Genomic DNA, 16,740 nt, shown 5'->3' with positions numbered 1-16,740 from the left:
CCTCTTGTTTATGTCACTTGTTGTATTGCAGTTTGACGGGGCTGACGGTGGCCTGCTGCGGGCCAGAGTCGTAGGTTTTGGGGAACAGCGACGAGGTTTTTCCTTGCCAGCGGTAATCGATTCGGCCGTTTAGTCCGGCTGCATGGGCATTGATCCACCAGTTGGCCTGCCATTGCTGGTTGGCAAACGCGAAGCTGAAGTTTTGTTTTTTAACCTGGCCGGCAGGGACATAAGTGGCCGTGCCGTTAATCGATTTAAAGCCGTCCTTCAGGTGCCCGGCTTCAAACAGCACGCTGTAAAAGCCCAGGTCTTGCGGGGTGAGCGCGACCGCGTCTTGCCAGCCGAATTGGCTTTCATAGCTGGAGTAGTCGGAAAACGTCACTTTGAGAGTGATGTCGCCGACCGCCGTTTCGGTTTTTAAGGTCACCGGCGGGAAATTGGGCCACTGCATCGGCGTTTGCTGGCCCGCCCAACGCAGTTCGATAGACATGATGTTGAAACCGTTAGGGTTGAACCCCAGGCTGACCAGGCACTGGCGGTGCTCGATGGGTTTGTCCGGTCGGCTGGGTTCCGGCAACGGCGTTGGCGTAAAGGTGATAATGCTGTCGGCGGGCAGTTGGCCGAGCAGGGCAGCGATGTCTTGTTGCTGCGCCAGCAAATAGCGTTGCGGCACGCTGTTGCTGTAGCTGACGTCATAGCTGAGCTTGTTGGGGATCTCATCCACCGAGTGGATGTTGCGTAACGTGTTGCTGACCAGTTGCGACGCGGTTTTCACCAACGAATCCCTTACCTGCTGACGGGTCTGTTCCGAGGGGGTATTGTCAAACTGTTCAAGCAGGGTGATCACGCCGGCGTCAATCTGCTGGTTGAGCAACAGGGCGATAGCCTCCGGTTGGCGAGCCTGTTCGTTGAAGGCCAGGGTTAAAAACGCGACCCAGTCCGCATCCAGGCTGGCGGTGGCGCGGCTGCTGACGCTGAACTGACTGTGCGTGACCAGGTAAACCTGGTTTTTGGCCCCGCGAATGGCGTTGTCCAGCAGGCCGGCTTCAGCGTGGGTCAGCGGCATTTTTGACTGTTCGAACTCGACGTTATAGCTGTCTGATTCTGGCTGGCGGACAAAGCGCAGGAATAACGATTGGCGAATATCGCCTTGCGCCAGGCTGATTTTCCCCGGTGCCGGGATGAAATGCTGGCGGATATAGGCTTCGATCGCCGCCGTATCGACCGGCATGTTTGGTGCGATAAAGGTTGCCAGGCCCCCGCCGGGGCTGGTCAGCAAATGCAGTGCGCTGACTTTACCTGCCGGGGTGTCCAGCACCACCTGCGGGGTAAAGCTGCCGTAGGTGTAACACTCCGATGGCAAGGTTTGATCGTGAAACGCCAAGGCTCTGCCGAGCAGGAAAAAATTCTGTAACGTCTGTTGGGGATTCAAAGAGTCAGTCATTATTTTTCACCCTTGATATCAATCGTTTGATCGCCGGTCACATAGGGCGACCATGAGCCCGTGGAGGTTTTGTAACGAAATCCGGCAGCAAAAATAGAGGTGACATTCCATTGATATTCGAAGCTGTCCTGCTGGTGGGTAAAGGTATGCTCCGACGTTCGGGTTTCGTTTTGCGGCTGAAAGGTCAACACGGCTTTAAGCATTTCGGTGGGCAGATGGGCGGTGATCCGCGCCCGCTGTGCACCAAACTGCGGGAAACTGTAGGCACCGATGGTGGTGTCCTGGGTTATTGGCATGGGGAGCGGCACGGCCTCGCTGCCGGACAAGGAATATGCCGTCGCATCGACATAGGTATCGTCACCGAGGATCGGGCAACTGAAATAGGGCGTTGCCGCCGTTAACGCCAGGTCCTGCAGCCAGCCGGCAGAGTGGTAAAGGCCGCCAATCCGGCTTTGCTTGGTAAACCCCGGGTCAATGTTGATGGTCAGGAAATGGCAGGGCAGCGCGGCGTAATCCAGTACCAGAGCGCGATTATCACTGCGCCGCACTTCACTGCTCAGGGTGCAATAAGCGCCATCCTTCGGGTAGTTAACGCGGATTTGGTAGAAGAACGCTTGTTTGTCCAGTGCGCTGTTATGGAACCTGAAGGTCAATCGACTGCTGTCAGGAACCAGTAATTGCGTTTGCGTCTGGTCAAGCGGGTAAATATCGCCCGCCGGCACGGTGAGCTGAATGTCGATAAAGACGTTACTTTTCAACCCAAGCGGGAAGGCGTAAAAGACGTCGATCTCCAGTTCGCCCGCCGGTAGTGGCGGGGCGGTGGTGCGATGGATAATGGTATCGGGCGAGACCTTGGCAATTTGCTGGGCGGCGGCAAAAGGATCCAGCAAAAAACAAAGCGGCCGCCGGCTAAGTACTACCCTATCCAGGTTGAAGATCACCCGGCCGCCTTGCGTCGGCAGGCTCAGGCAGATCATGGCTAGGTTACTGGCCGGTGGGCCAGCGTAAGGCGAACCCAGCTGGTTGCAGAGTCTATCAAGAAACGCCTGGCTGAAAAGCAAGGTTTCCTCGGGGGCGTCAATCGGCAGCGGCGGGGTGATTTTCAGCGGCAGCCGCGCGATATTCTGGTACAGGTATTGGGTCAACAGGCCATAGTCAAAGGCTACGCGATCGCCCTCAACGGGGTGTGCGCCTTTGACCCCGGCGGCCAACTCGAGCATCAGCGCTTGGGGATCAAACTCGATGGCATAGGCGAGACGTGGCGATACCCCTTCGACAAAGCCGTCCAGCCGCGCATTAAAGCCGAGGGTGTCATCGAGCAGCGTTTTCTCAATAAGTTGGGTGCTGGCAGAATTCAGCAAAATAATAAACTGGATGCACTGTGCCGAATACCAGGTGGCATCATAGCTTTGCCCGCTCAGGGCGCTGTGATACTCGATAGGCACGTCAAACCCCAGGCTGCCGGGCAACACCGGCAGCACCCTTACGGCTTTATCCGGGTATTGCTGTTTGAAGTCCGTCAGACTTTGCTCGCCGGCAAACTGCAGTTCGGTGGTGAAGTTCAGCCAGCCATAAATGCTGTCGGTGCTGACACTGCGGACAATATCCAGCGAGAAGGCCAGTGGGTCTGCCGCCAGAATGCTGACGGATTCCGGGTATAAGAAATAGGCATCATTTTGCTGATAGGTGGCGATAAACCTTTGGCTACCGCTGATGATAATTTGCTGAAAATCCGGATATCCCTGGTACATGATATTACTTACCCGCCAGATTGAGATGGTTTTGGTAATCCTGATGCCATTCTTGAGGCAATTTGCTCAGGATATTGACCGGTCGCCGATGATATTCATCCTCACAAACCCTTTGCATCAGGTTATCGCCGACCAATATGCCATTGGCATAGAACGTATTATTGTCGTAAGGCAGCCTGTCTACCGGCGTATCTATCGGTAATTGCAGGTTATAAACCTTAATGTCGCCTTCTTTTTGCACCAGGCTGACAATTTCAGCCTCGCCATCCAGCGTAATAACCCGGCTGTCGTGATTGAGTTCTTGCGCCATGACAATGCCTGCCGATGTGATAAAAGGGTGCCCAAGGCTGGCGGTGATGTTTTTTATTTTATTACTGTTGTCTCTCAGAGTGATTTCAACATAATGGCGTTCATGCCCGGTGGTAACGGCATCAATCCTGAGTGCGTGGCCATTACGCGTTTGTATATATTCGCCGGCGCTAATGTCGGTAATGATTTTCTCGTTGCCATCTTGCAACAGGATTTTTGTATTCTCACCCAGGCAGCCATAAACGATGCACATGGGTTTTAACGGTGCGGTATTTAAAAAACGTTGATCCGGTTCAAGGTTCTTGGGGGCATTGGTAATAAATGCGACGATGTTTCTGCCCTCGACGTTCAGATTGACTCTGAATACATAATAAACCCATTCGCCAGATTCAAAATCAACCTGATTGAACTTTAACCAGTTAAGATCCCAGGAGAGGGTATCGCCATTAATTTGGGTGTTGGGCGAGTTAAAAATATTTAAATCGCCATAAGGCGTTACGGGATCGCCGCCGGCACGGGTGCGTATCAGATAAATAACATTCTTTGCGTTTACCGGCTGGTCTGCATTAAGGTCTATTTTTCCGTTATAGGTGATGGTGCCTTTAATCGGCACCCTGACGGTACCGTCGCCATCGTAGCTATAACGATAGTCACAGTCTGGCGCATCACGGGTCAAACAAATCTTTATGGCGTCCTGATTATAGAGACTACGCGGTGAATCATTGTAAATGCTTTTAGGGTAACTTTGCGTAGTAATAATTTCCGCGCCATAAAAGGTATTTTGGTCAATAGTCTGCGCGAAGGTATAAATGACCGTGACCGGAAAATCACCGGTGAGCTGACTTTGCGGATAATCGCCATTCGCAGTGATTGCGCAATCTGCGGTGTAAACGTAGGCCTTGTTGGATGTCACCTGGCCAACATTGGTCGCCCCGGCGTCAAACAGCCCGAGGGTCTGCGTCACATTGCTGGCAGATACCGGCAAGGAGCCAATGGCATCCGCACGATAGCTTCTGCCGTCGATGGAGTCCAACCGCACTATGCTGTAGACCGGTTGGGCGTAGCCGTTGCCGGCCTCGCTCAGCCGGCCTGCAGTGCGTTTACTCTGTTTCGATTGTTGCCAGACTTGGGAGAATTGCGGCGAAGCACCCGGAGTGACCCCTGCCAGTCTTAGTTGGATATCGTAAAAATCGACCAATAATGGATTGCCTGGTTCAATAATAAATATGCCGGTATTGCTATACTGGTTGATAACCGCTTGAACAATACTCTTTTCATCTGACGTATAATTTTGCGTAATCATAATATCAGGCACCCAATAAAATTCTGGCACTGTCGTGCGAAAGTATCGACGGATAAAATAATTGGCGACAAATAGGGTTGCGGATTTATTTACAGGTTGCTTTGCAATAGGAATAAATGGCACTCAGACTGTCGGAACCAAGATAGGCTTCAAATTCACCCTCAGTCGGATCGATATTGGGGTCCGCGGTCATACTGAAAAGTTCTTGAGCAAACATATCTTTGGTGGCGGAAGGTTTATTTTGAAAGTAGGCTTTTAATTTCCCTTTGCTCACCTTGCGTATCCAGGCGAACTCACCGCCAAGGGTGACCTGGCCGGTGAAGATAAAATCGTTGCTGGTATAAACGCTGATATCATTGGGATAAGCCTGATAACGAACAACCTGATTGACTTCAATATTCTTTAGAGTTTCTTCCCAGGTTTCTCTTTTTATCACGTTTAAGGCAAAGTTCTTGCCGTCAACCGGACCGTCTTTTGCATCTGCGGTTCCCCCAAATAACATGGGGCAACCTCTGGCGAAACCGGTGGCTTTCAAACCTAACAGAATAAAGTCGTTATTCCCGACAGCTTTTGGATTACTGTCAAGAATGACGTATTTTTTAATGGGCATAGTCAAATCCTTATACGCTTGTGAGTATAAAAATAGAATATATTTGCTGGTCGGGAGCGGTGATTTACTCATCTTCAACAATAGCAATGGCGACTAAAAAATCAACTGACACATAAAAATAAATGAAGTATTTTTTTGTGGATATCGAGATAACCAAGCAAATCACCACGTTAAAAAAACAGATGAAAAATCTTTTAAATAATCAAAAAAAGAGGGTGTGATTGTTCCATTTTTGTTAAATGCGAGCGTTAGATGTATGAAAACAACGAATTGGAAAACGGTTTTTTTTAAAAGCGGTAGGTGGCTTGTCATTAGTGGTAATTGTTAGCAATGTAATTAATCTATTGCTTGGGTATTTATTTATTAATGGAATTTATGCAAAGGAGGGTTAACAGAAGAAATATCGATGAAATAGATCAACAGTCATATTTATTCCAGGCTTATTATATGCAGGTGCAATGAGCATTCAGATCCTTTCGAACGGCCAAAACTCGCGAAGCGAGCCAGATCCCGGCTCGAGCATGTCGAATTTCCCAGCCGTGAAGCCGGAAGATCACTGTGGATGAACCTTCTATAGACAGGGGGCAGTTTGGATATCGAAAATTATTGTACGTTAAGCCTGTTTTTTAACCACAATCTGTCGAGGGTATATGACTCAATCTCTGATGTATGAAATCAATGAGCGCTCGTGTTTTAGCGGGCAAGTAACGCCGATCTGAATAAAGTGCGAACAATTGCAATGGGGCTGCCGATTGTTCAAACTCAACCTCGATTAACCGTCCATCGCTAATGTAGGGTTGGCAGGCTTGTTTCGATAGAATGGCAAAACCGACACCGGATACCGCAGCGCATCCTGCCATCTCTCCGCTGTTTACCCGATAATGCCCTTTAACCTTAATTGTCTCGAACCCCCCCTTTTTATTGACAAACTGCCAGGGAGCACCTTTCAGTGCACTTACCGTTGTAATACAGGGTAATTCTTCAAATTGCTGTATACGCGAAGGGGTGCCATAACGCTGAATGACGGAGGGGGCTGCAACGATGGTGCAAGGGATAGTCACCAGATGACGGGCTATGTAGTCACTGTCGTCCATCTGACCACGGCTGACAATGATAGCTAAATCCAGATCATCTCGCAGGGATTCGAAACCTGACAAATTTGTGACACAGCTGATCTCCAGGTCCGGGTACTGACAGGCGAAATCGGCAATAACAGAACCCAGCAATGCAGGACCTATTTCATTGGGAATACAGATGCGTAATGGACCCTTGAGTTGCATTTGGCGCAACGTTAATTCTGTCTCAGTTTGCTCAAGCGCCTCCAGTAATGGCTTCGCTCGGGTATAGAGTAAGTGCCCCGCCTGGGTGAGTTTCATATGTCGGGTACTGCGCTCAATGAGCTGAAGATTCAGTTTTTCTTCTAACTGAGAAATACAACGACTCACATTTGATGTCGGCATTTCAAGGACTTTCGATGCCCCAACAAAACTTTCTCTTTCAACCACCGCAATGAACACTTTCAGGGTATTAAAATCAAGAGCCGGACGCATCAATTATCCCATATATGATAATAATAAGTGCCATTTTTACCATGTAATGAACACCATTGATAGCGGTTAAACTCGGATATCTTTCATCCATAGGTTGCTTGCTATGCCACTGGTCACACAGACGTTTAATCATAAAGCCCTCATGCGGATAGCCATTGCAATGGCTTTTATCCAGTTCACCAATGCGCTGGAATATATGATGTTCAACCCTGTTTTTGCTTTTATGGCAGCAGATTTCGCAGTTCCCGTATCATTCTCAGGCTATGTATCTGGTATGTACACATCTGGGGCAGTCCTGTCGGGAATTATCGCCTTTTACTGGATTGGTCGTTTCAACAAGAAACGTTTTTTAATCGCCAATATGGCACTATTAGGCCTACTGACACTTTTGACTACATTCACTTCCAGTTTTAGTCTCCTGCTTACCCTACGATTCTGTGCAGGGTTGGTTGGAGGGACGACAATGGGTGTGGGTATAAGCATATTGATAAACAACGCGCCGACTAACTTGCGCGGAAAAATGTTGGCAACAGTGATTGCGTCATTTTCGATGGTAAGCATTGCAGGAATGCCCACTATATTATTTTTGTGCACAAATTATGGTTGGCATGTCGCTTTGTGGTTAATAAGTACACTGTGTTTTTTGGCATTACCACTGATTGTCTCCATCATCCCTAAAGACCCTGTCTCTTTCGACACACAGCACGCGGTGCCTCTCGATGTGGATACTTTACTGTTTGCTTCCAGTAATGCGCTTGTACAGTTTAGTCCAATGCTGGTCATTCCCATTCTGGTACCCTTAATGACACAACAATTGGGCGCTTCGCAAGACCTGTTGCCTTGGCTGTTCTTCGGCGGGGGAGTTACAGGTTACCTGTCTACAAAAATGACAGGGGTGTTAACCACCCGTTTTTCCGCTTTGATTCTGGCTACAGGTTCAACCATCGTCTTTATACTGAGTTTGCTAATACCCATCCTGGGCTATCAGAATGCAGCGTTATTTATTACTTTATTTCTCGGTGCATCTTACAGTCGTCTGGTTTCATCTTCAGCGGTTACGATTCAGTTTCCTGATGACAGGCAACGAGCTGGATTTTCTTCATTACAGACATCAATAATGTATCTGATTACAACCGTTGCATTTTTCCTGTCCGCTTTTCTATTACCTGATCATGGCATGGCACCACAAAATGTGAACACGCTGCTGGCAATATGTGCAGTTTCCGCATCAGGGTTCCCAATTATCGTTATCATTCTGCAAAAGAAACTGGCTAAACGTTTTCATCTGTCAGCCATCTCACCCTAACTTTCAGATTTATTACGCCCTTAAGAACAGGGCTCTTGCATCGATTGCCGCATCGCATTCCATGACTTTAGCTGTTATTAAAACAACGTTCGATGAAGGGGCGGCGCACCGCCCGGCAGTAAACTCGCCCCTTTGTCTGGTTGTTAAACCCCGGCAACAGACTCGCGAACGAAGTCTTCATAAGTGCGCAGCGGGTGCCCGATAATAGTCTGAAGCTGTTCTACGGTTCCTTCAGCGGCTTGCATGCCGAACGCCTGGATACCTGCCATCATCAGACGCATGTCATAAGCCAGCCAGCTGGGACTGTATGAAGTGAGTTGGCCTTCGAAAGCCGCGACGTCATCCCCTCCGTACAGGATCTCCCGACCCAGGGCAGAACTCCATATTTTCGCCACGGCCGCACCGGTAAGCGGTTGCGGCCCAATCAACTCCAACGTTACGCGTTCCTGCGCAGACGATGCTCTGTCGCGTCGCAGCAACTCAGCCACGGCGACATCCGCGATATCTCGCGCATCAATCATTGAGACACCTGCCGAGCCGATTGGCATAGGGTATACCGCGTAGTTCTCAATCGTTTGTTGAACCATGTGGTCGTTTTGCATGAAGTAAGCCGGGTGCAAAATGGTTGCGGGAATGTCGTGGCTTTCGATCATGCGTTCAACCGTGTGCTTGCCGGTAAAGTGAGGGACGTTAGTAAACTTGTCGGCATGAATCACCGACAGGTAAACGATGCGCTCGATGCCCGCCTCGCGAGCGAGGTTCAGCGCGATCAGGGCTTGCGTCACCTCGTCGGGCGTAACCGCATTAATCAGAAACAGCGTACGCACCGAGGACAGCGCGGCGCGCATCGAGGCGACATCGGTGAGATCTGCAACGACTTCCGTGATGCCTGCCGGAAACGCACGCTTACCTGCCTGGCGGACAAGGGCTTTGACCTCGGCGCCTGCGTCAGCCAGGCCCTGAGTGATGAGTGAACCAATGGTGCCGGTGGCACCAGTAACGAGAATGCTCATGTTTGAAACTCCTGCATGGGGATAGGGTTAACGAGAGAAGTCCGCAACGACCTTGCCGGTCCGTGAAACAGTACGATTGCGTTCGATTGCTGCTGGAATATCAGCAAAGCCCACTACGTCGCCAATTCTGGACTGAAGGGTGCCGTCGGCGACGTCTTTGGCCAGTTTTTCCAGCAATTCGGGATCGGGCTTATTCATAAACCAGAGGCCCCGGCGGTTTTCCGGCGTGCGGGTCAGAATGTCCGGCGACGACGTACCGATCACTACGCCGTCCTGCGCCAGTACCTGCCAGGAACGGTCCAGCACTTCACCCCCGACATAATCGAGCACCAGGTTTATGTCCCGGGCGACGTCTTCGAAACGTTGAAAGCGGTAGTCGATGACACAATCGGCGCCGAGGCTGCGTACAAAGTCCAGATCGGCCGTGCCCGCAGTCGCGAAGACCTCGGCACCCGCCCGTTTGGCAAACTGCACGGCGTAGGCACCCAGTCCACCGGCCGCGCCATGAATGAGGATTCGCTGGCCCGGAGAAAGCGCTCCTGCGTGGTGTAAGCTGTTCCAGGCCGCGACGGCGGCCACGGGGATGGCGGCGGCATGGACATCGTCCAGACTCTCGGGTGTCGGGGAGAGGCTGGCTTCATCGATTGCCACGAACTCGGCGTACGCGCCCAGTTCTGCCATTGCACCCATGACGCGGTCGCCGACACGAAAGCGAGAGGTATCGGGGCCGACAGCCTCGACAACCCCTGCCATCTCGGCGCCCAGGATGAGGGGGAAGGGAAGCGGAAAGGCATTTCGTACCTGGCCTTCACGGACTTTCCAGTCAATACCGTTTACGCCAGCGGCCTGAACCCGAACCAGAACCTGGCTTTGTCCCGGTGTCGGCTTTTCGATCTCGGCCACTTCTGCTGCATCGGCCCCGCCGTAGTTACGGATCAATACAGCACGTTGTATGTTGTTCATTGCAGTTCCTCGTATCTCGTTCTGATAACGAGACAGTATTCCGTTGCAATAAAAAAACAAAGAGTATAAAAAATAGACACCTTGTTTCAAAAATGGAACACCATGAACCTGAACGCGCTGTCTGATTTTATACTCGTCGCAACGAGTGAAGGGTTGGGGAAGGCAAGCCGTGCGAGCGGCATTTCCAAAGCCACGTTATCGCGACGGATCGCCGATCTTGAGGAGCAACTGGGGGTGAGGCTGATCGAGCGTAGCGCTCGCGGTTTGAAGCTCACCGAAGCCGGCGAGATGCTGATGTCCCGAACCGAAGGCCTGCTGAGTGAGGTAAGCGAAGCTATGACGGCGGTCGGTGACGGTGTTTCGACGCCTCGCGGACGTTTGCGTGTAGCGGCACCCGTTCTGTTTTCCCAGCTTTCGATGGGGCGCATTGGCGCGGAATTTTGTGCGGCCTACCCGGAAATTGAGATTGAGATCGTGGCGGAAGATCGCATGGTGGATCTCGTCGAGGAACAATTTGACGTTGCCATTCGGATCAACCCCAGTCCAGACAGCAATTTAGTCGGGCGGTGTTTCGCCAAAGACAGGCTGGTTGTCGTGGCCGCGCCTGGAATACTCAAGCCGGCACCCGGCGCAATTAGACCCGTTCCCAGCATCGTAACCTCGAATTTCCAGTTTACCCACTGGAGTCTCGATGGAGGGCAACTGGTCCTGGAGCCGATCCCAAAGCTGCGTTTCTCTTCGTTACTGATGGTCCGGGATGCGGCTATTGCCGGTGGTGGTGCCGCCCTCATTCCACAGTCCATCGCATGGAACCAGCTTGCCCGTGGCGATTTGGTTCAGTGGGGCACTGTGTCGGGCGCAGATCGAGCACTTTGGGTATTGCATACCTCCAGACGGCTTGCGGCGCCAAAGGTTCGCGCCTTCGTCGATTTCCTGTGCGCCAGATACCCGGACATGTCGCTGGTTCTGACCGGGTGACGTGACAATACTGATGAAGCATCGCGGACAGGAAAGGCAGGTATCGCACGCTTTGGTCATCTGGATAAATAAGGAAATTATGATGAAGAGAGAGACATTATTCAGTTATGCCCGCTTACCATATGAACAAAGAGCACTGGGTCAGCGTGCTTCTTTCCGGGCCGCTAACGCCAAAGGAAATACATGAACTGCTTGCTGACAGCCATGAGCTGACATCCTGACAGCATCATTCAAAAAAACAAGATGCGCGTGCTTCAATGCGCGACGCGCGTGATATCGCAGACATCGCGGCGGCTGAACGGCTGCGTCGCGGCAGGGCATCAGATGGGCTCGATAGCGTGGCTACCGGCTCGGCATAACCGGGCTTGGTGCGCTGTGATCGCGGGTCTCTCTCGCTATCACAGCGCATGACCGACAGGATTTCTTATCGGATGAAGCAGGTTCAGGATTGCGGAATGACGATATCGGCGCTGATGCGCGCTCCGTCGGCATCAAACACCAGGCATTGCTGTGCCTGGAATCCCGGTTGCAATTTTTGATAGGGCCGGAAATTCGCATCGCCGGGCAACAGCATTTTAAAACCGTCGTGGCCGTGGCATTGGCCGAACAGATAGGTGTTGTTGCCGAGCCGTTCGACCACTTCGCAGTGGAAATCCAGGCGTAACGGTGAATCTGAGTGGGTTGTCAGGTGCTCGGGGCGAATACCCAGCGTCACCGGCTCGCCGGGAGAGATCTGCTGGGTGGAGAGGGCGAGAGCCAGGGTTTTGTCTGCGCCTATGGAGACGGTCAGTAGCTCTGGCGTCCAGCTCACCACGGTGGCCGGCAAAAAGTTCATCTTCGGCGAGCCGATAAACCCGGCGACGAATTTGTTGATCGGGTTGTAATACAGCGCCATCGGCGCGCCCATCTGTTCCACCTTGCCGTAATTCATGACCACAATCTTGTCGGCCAGCGTCATCGCCTCAACCTGATCGTGAGTAACATACACCATGGTGGTTTTCAGCTCCTGGTGCAGCTTGGCGATATGCAAGCGCATATCGACCCGCAGCTCGGCATCCAGGTTGGAAAGCGGTTCATCAAACATGAAGACTTTGGGATTGCGTACGATGGCGCGCCCGATAGCGGTACGTTGGCGCTGGCCGCCGGAAAGCTGTTTGGGTTTTCTGTCCAGCAGATGGGTCAGCTGCAGGGTTTTTGCCACCATCTCAATCTGATGGCGGATCTCTTCTTTCGGCGTTCCGTTCACCTTTAATCCATAACCCATGTTTTCGGCGACGGTCATGTGCGGGTAGAGCGCATAGGACTGAAACACCATGGCTACGCCCCGGTGAGCGGGTGCCACATCGTTGACCCGTTCTTCGCCAATCAGGATATCCCCGTCGCTGATCTCCTCCAGCCCGGCAATCATGCGCAACAGCGTAGATTTACCGCAGCCTGACGGCCCCACGAACACGGCGAACTCACCGCCTTTAATCTCAAGGTTGATATTGTGCAACGTCACCGTTTTACCAAAACGTTTGGTGACATTCCTCAGTCTTATGCTGGACATCTTGTTGATCCTCGGAAGTTATCAATAGGCAAACCCTGTCAGGGCGTCTTCTGGCCGTTGTTACCGTCACCATGTAATACGTATAACAAATATTTTCTCATCGTCGTAACAGCCAGAAAGTCTTGAAAAGACTATAACTGCGCTGGATTTCAAGCCATATCACCGGTTTTCATTTCTGCAATAACGATCACACAATGGCGATAATTGTATAGAGTTGGCGCGGTTCTCAGCGTAGCGTATAACAAGCCGAGACAATGACCCGGTTATCGCATTATGCGTTGTAATACTGAACATTGTGCCTGGCCTGAAGCATCTAATCCCAAAGTGATAAAACAAAAATGTAATACCTTCACATGAGGTGGGTAATGAAAACCAAAACAATCACTGCTCTGGTACTGGCCACATTGGCGGCCAGTCAATATTCCGGTTTCGCCCTCGCAGCGGCAGGCCAACAGCTTACCGTCTGGGAAGACATCAAGAAGTCCGACGGCATCAAGGGTGCCATCGCCGATTTCGAAAAACAGAACGACGTGAAGGTTAACGTGCTGGAAATGCCGTTTGCGCAGCAGATTGAAAAGCTGCGGCTGGACGGCCCGGCCGGTATCGGCCCCGATGTGCTGGTGATCCCTAACGATCAGGTGGGTGCGGCGGTGGTGCAAGGCTTGTTATCGCCGATAAAGCTGGATCAGGCCGCAGCCGACGCGTTCACCAAGCCGTCCATCGGCGCGTTCACCATGAATCAAACGCTGTACGGCGTGCCGAAAGCGGTAGAAACGCTGGTGCTGATTTACAACAAGGATTTGCTGCCGCAGCCGCTGGCTAATCTGGATGCCTATTACGACTTCTCCAAACAGCAGCGTGCGGCGGGCAAATACGGCCTGTTGGCCAAGTTTGACCAGATTTATTACAGCCGCGGCGCGATCGCCGGCATGGGCGGTTATATCTTTGGCAACGACGGCAAGGGAGGGCTGAACCCGCTGGATATCGGCCTGAATACCCCCGGTGCGGTTGAAGCCGTCAGTTACCTGAAAAAATTCTATGCCGATGGCCTGTTCCCGGCGGGCATTATCGGCGATGGCGGGTTGAACGCTATCGATTCCCTGTTCACCGAGAAGAAAGCCGCAGCGGTGATCAACGGCCCGTGGGCCTTCCAGCCTTATACCGACGCGGGCATCAACTATGGCGTAGCGCCACTGCCAACCTTGCCGAACGGCAAACCGATGAACTCTTTCCTGGGCGTGAAAGGCTACGTGGTCTCCACCTGGAGCAAAGATAAGGCGTTGGCGCAGAAGTTCATCGAGTTTATCAATCAGCCGGCCTACGTGAAAACGCGCTATCAGGTGACCAAAGAGATCCCTCCGCTGGTGGTGATGATTGACGATCCGCTCATCAAGAACGACGAGAGAGCCAGTGCGGTAGCCATTCAGGCCAGCCATGCGACCGCCATGCCGGGCATTCCTGAAATGCAGGAAGTCTGGGGGCCGGCCAACGCGGCGCTGGAACTGAGCATGACCGGCAAACAGCCGCCAAAAACGGCGCTGGACGATGCCGTCAAACAAATCAAAATGCAAATCGAAGCGATGCAGGCCAGCAACCAGTAACCGAGCAACGGGAGGTCTCCTCTCGTTTGAGTTTGATGACAAAGTTGTCTTTGAACCCGAGATACCCGGGCCTAGCGCACCGAGGGGCACTCCGGCGGGCAAGCCGCTACGACCCCTACGGCACGCTCTCCCTAATAACGGGCTTTGCCAGCAGTCTGCAACGGGAGGTCTCCTCCCGTTTTCAAGAAGGAGCAGTGTGTGATTGTCACTCCAAGTGAAAAGTTGTCCGCCGACCGCGGCCGATACAGCCATTCCGTGGGGGCGCTGATATTGGCGCTGATCCCCGGGTTTGGTCAGTTCTATCATCGCCAATGGGCGAAAGGGCTGATCTTTCTGGTGCTGCTCACCAGCTTTGTCGGGGTGACCTGGCAGTTCCTCACCGAAGGGCTGTGGGGGCTGTATACGCTCGGCAGTGAAGTGCCACGCGATAATTCCATTTTCCTGTTGGCGGAAGGGATCCTCAGCGTACTGGTGATTGGCTTTGGCCTGGCGATTTACGGCTTGTCGATACGTGACGCCTGGGTGAATGGCAGAAAGCGCGATGCCGGCATGGCGCTGAACAGCGTGCGCAAGCAATACCAGATGCTGCTGAGCGAAGGCTTTCCTTATCTGATGATCACGCCGGGGTTTATCCTGTTGGTGTTCGTGGTGATCTTCCCCATTCTGTTTGGCTTCTCTATCGCCTTTACCAACTACAACCTGTATCACACGCCGCCGGCCAAGCTGGTTGACTGGGTTGGGTTCAAGAACTTTATCAATATCTTCACGCTGTCGATCTGGCGTTCCACCTTCTTTGACGTGCTGCAATGGACCGTGGTCTGGACACTGTTGGCCACCACGCTGCAATGCACGGTAGGGGTGATGTTGGCGATCCTGGTCAATCAAAAGGATTTACGCTTCAAACCGCTGATCCGCACCATTTTCATTTTGCCTTGGGCGGTGCCGGGCTTTGTCACCATTCTGGTGTTCGCCGGGATGTTCAACGACTCGTTCGGGGTGATCAACAATGCCATTCTGGCGTTTTTCGGCATCGCACCGAAAGCCTGGATGACCGATCCGTTCTGGACCAAAACTGCGTTGATCATGATGCAGACCTGGCTGGGCTTCCCGTTTGTGTTCGCCATGACCACCGGCGTGCTGCAGGCGATCCCGGATGATCTGTACGAAGCCGCGACCATGGACGGGGCGAGCACCTGGACCAAGCTGCGCACCATCACGTTGCCGCTGGTGCTTTACTCGATTGCACCGATCATCATCACGCAATACACCTTCAATTTTAACAATTTCAATATCATCTACCTGTTCAATAACGGCGGCCCGGCGGTGGCCGGCTCCAACGCAGGGGGCACGGATATTCTGGTGTCCTGGATCTACAAGCTGACGATGTCGTCTTCGCAGTACGCCATCGCCGCCACCATCACCATTCTGTTGTCGATTTTCGTGGTGGGCATCGCGCTGTGGCAGTTCCGCGCCACCAATTCGTTCAAGAACGACGACGCGGCCTAAGGGGATAGCAATGTCAAAGAGCATCAAGAAAGAGAAGTGGGTGCGTTTATCGCTGTCCTGGCTGGTGATTATTCTGGTGTCCGCCATCATCATTTACCCGCTGGTGTGGACCGTCGGCGCGTCGCTCAATGCCGGCAACAGCCTGTTGAGCAGTTCGATCATCCCGGAGAACCTGTCGTTTCAGCACTATGCCGACTTGTTCAACGGCAAGGTCAATTACCTGACCTGGTATTGGAACTCGATGAAAATCAGCTTCCTGACCATGGTGCTGACGCTGATCAGCGTCAGTTTTACCGCCTATTCATTTTCACGCTTTCGTTTCAAGGGGCGGCAGAACGGCCTGATGTTGTTCCTGCTGTTGCAGATGATCCCGCAGTTCTCCGCGCTGATTGCGATTTTTGTGCTGTCGCAGCTGCTGGGGCTGATCAACAGCCATATGGCGCTGGTGTTGATCTACGTGGCGGGGATGATCCCGATGAACACCTATCTGATGAAGGGCTATCTGGATGCGATTCCGAAGGATCTGGACGAGTCTGCCCGGATGGACGGCGCCGGCAACTTCCGGATTTTTATCGAAATCATCATGCCGCTTTCCAAGCCGATTATCGCTGTGGTCGCGCTGTTCTCGTTTACTGGCCCGCTGGGGGATTTCATCCTCTCCAGCACCATTTTGCGTACCCCGGACCAATATACGCTGCCCATCGGCCTGTATAACCTGGTGTCGCAAAAGATGGGCGCCAGCTACACCACCTACGCGGCGGGAGCGGTGTTAATCGCGCTGCCGGTCGCCATCTTATACCTGGCCCTGCAAAAGTACTTTGTTTCCGGCCTGACCTCTGGCAGCACAAAAGGATAAT

13 protein-coding genes and 1 pseudogene are annotated in these 16,740 nt (G+C 52.4%); 6 read left to right on the top strand and 8 right to left on the bottom strand.

Annotated features, from left to right (window positions below):
* Nucleotides 1–13: 13 nt before the first annotated feature.
* The 5 genes from ACUTSW_RS03960 to ACUTSW_RS03940 all read right to left on the bottom strand — a co-directional run bounded on the left by ACUTSW_RS03960 (nt 14) and on the right by ACUTSW_RS03940 (nt 6,967).
* Nucleotides 14–1,444 carry a hypothetical protein gene (locus tag ACUTSW_RS03960; RefSeq protein ID WP_445583734.1) on the bottom strand — a complete coding sequence of 477 codons (1,431 nt, stop codon included), beginning with the start codon at nt 1,442–1,444 and terminating at the stop codon, nt 14–16.
* A complete protein-coding gene (locus tag ACUTSW_RS03955) occupies nt 1,444–3,195 on the bottom strand; it encodes a hypothetical protein (protein WP_445583733.1) in 1,752 nt (583 codons plus the stop codon). Before ACUTSW_RS03955 ends, ACUTSW_RS03960 begins: the two co-directional genes overlap by 1 nt.
* Before the next feature lie 4 nt (nt 3,196–3,199).
* On the bottom strand, nt 3,200–4,807 hold the full coding sequence (locus ACUTSW_RS03950) for a hypothetical protein (RefSeq protein ID WP_445583732.1): 1,608 nt from the start codon (nt 4,805–4,807) through the stop codon (nt 3,200–3,202).
* Nucleotides 4,808–4,892: 85 nt separating this feature from the next.
* The gene (locus tag ACUTSW_RS03945) at nt 4,893–5,417 is read right to left on the bottom strand and encodes a hypothetical protein (RefSeq protein ID WP_006325192.1); all 525 of its coding nucleotides are present in this window, start codon (nt 5,415–5,417) and stop codon (nt 4,893–4,895) included.
* A 626-nt stretch (nt 5,418–6,043) separates the two neighbouring features.
* Nucleotides 6,044–6,967, bottom strand: a complete 924-nt coding sequence (locus tag ACUTSW_RS03940; RefSeq protein ID WP_445583731.1) for a LysR family transcriptional regulator — start codon at nt 6,965–6,967, stop codon at nt 6,044–6,046.
* Between the two features lie 103 nt (nt 6,968–7,070).
* Between ACUTSW_RS03940 and ACUTSW_RS03935 the strand changes: the two genes are divergently transcribed.
* On the top strand, nt 7,071–8,273 hold the full coding sequence (locus tag ACUTSW_RS03935) for an MFS transporter (protein WP_445583730.1): 1,203 nt from the start codon (nt 7,071–7,073) through the stop codon (nt 8,271–8,273).
* 143 nt (nt 8,274–8,416) lie between these two features.
* Here the strand turns inward: ACUTSW_RS03935 and ACUTSW_RS03930 are convergent, their stop codons facing one another.
* On the bottom strand, nt 8,417–9,286 hold the full coding sequence (locus tag ACUTSW_RS03930; RefSeq protein WP_445583729.1) for an NmrA/HSCARG family protein: 870 nt from the start codon (nt 9,284–9,286) through the stop codon (nt 8,417–8,419).
* 27 nt (nt 9,287–9,313) lie between these two features.
* Nucleotides 9,314–10,249, bottom strand: a complete 936-nt coding sequence (locus tag ACUTSW_RS03925; RefSeq protein WP_445583728.1) for an NADP-dependent oxidoreductase — start codon at nt 10,247–10,249, stop codon at nt 9,314–9,316.
* A 102-nt stretch (nt 10,250–10,351) separates the two neighbouring features.
* Here ACUTSW_RS03925 and ACUTSW_RS03920 point away from each other — a divergent pair, with 102 nt between their 5' ends.
* Complete coding sequence (locus ACUTSW_RS03920) at nt 10,352–11,227, top strand: LysR family transcriptional regulator (protein WP_445583727.1); 876 nt, start codon at nt 10,352–10,354, stop codon at nt 11,225–11,227.
* A 98-nt stretch (nt 11,228–11,325) separates the two neighbouring features.
* Nucleotides 11,326–11,448, top strand: a pseudogene (locus ACUTSW_RS03915) (MmcQ/YjbR family DNA-binding protein); the annotation flags it as partial.
* A 221-nt stretch (nt 11,449–11,669) separates the two neighbouring features.
* On the opposite strand, the gene ACUTSW_RS03910 reads toward ACUTSW_RS03915, so the two are convergent.
* Complete coding sequence (locus tag ACUTSW_RS03910) at nt 11,670–12,776, bottom strand: ABC transporter ATP-binding protein (RefSeq protein ID WP_445583726.1); 1,107 nt, start codon at nt 12,774–12,776, stop codon at nt 11,670–11,672.
* A gap of 365 nt (nt 12,777–13,141) precedes the next feature.
* On the opposite strand from ACUTSW_RS03910, the gene ACUTSW_RS03905 reads away from it, so the two are divergent.
* The 3 genes from ACUTSW_RS03905 to ACUTSW_RS03895 all read left to right on the top strand — a co-directional run bounded on the left by ACUTSW_RS03905 (nt 13,142) and on the right by ACUTSW_RS03895 (nt 16,739).
* Nucleotides 13,142–14,377: an extracellular solute-binding protein gene (locus tag ACUTSW_RS03905; protein WP_445583725.1), complete on the top strand. Its 1,236-nt coding sequence runs from the start codon at nt 13,142–13,144 to the stop codon at nt 14,375–14,377.
* Nucleotides 14,378–14,575: 198 nt separating this feature from the next.
* Complete coding sequence (locus ACUTSW_RS03900; protein WP_006325200.1) at nt 14,576–15,883, top strand: carbohydrate ABC transporter permease; 1,308 nt, start codon at nt 14,576–14,578, stop codon at nt 15,881–15,883.
* A gap of 4 nt (nt 15,884–15,887) precedes the next feature.
* Nucleotides 15,888–16,739: a sugar ABC transporter permease gene (locus ACUTSW_RS03895; protein WP_037430937.1), complete on the top strand. Its 852-nt coding sequence runs from the start codon at nt 15,888–15,890 to the stop codon at nt 16,737–16,739.
* Nucleotide 16,740: the final 1 nt, after the last annotated feature.

Source organism: Serratia sp. TSA_198.1 (assembly GCF_052686505.1).
This window is presented reverse-complemented; position numbering and strand designations above follow the sequence as displayed.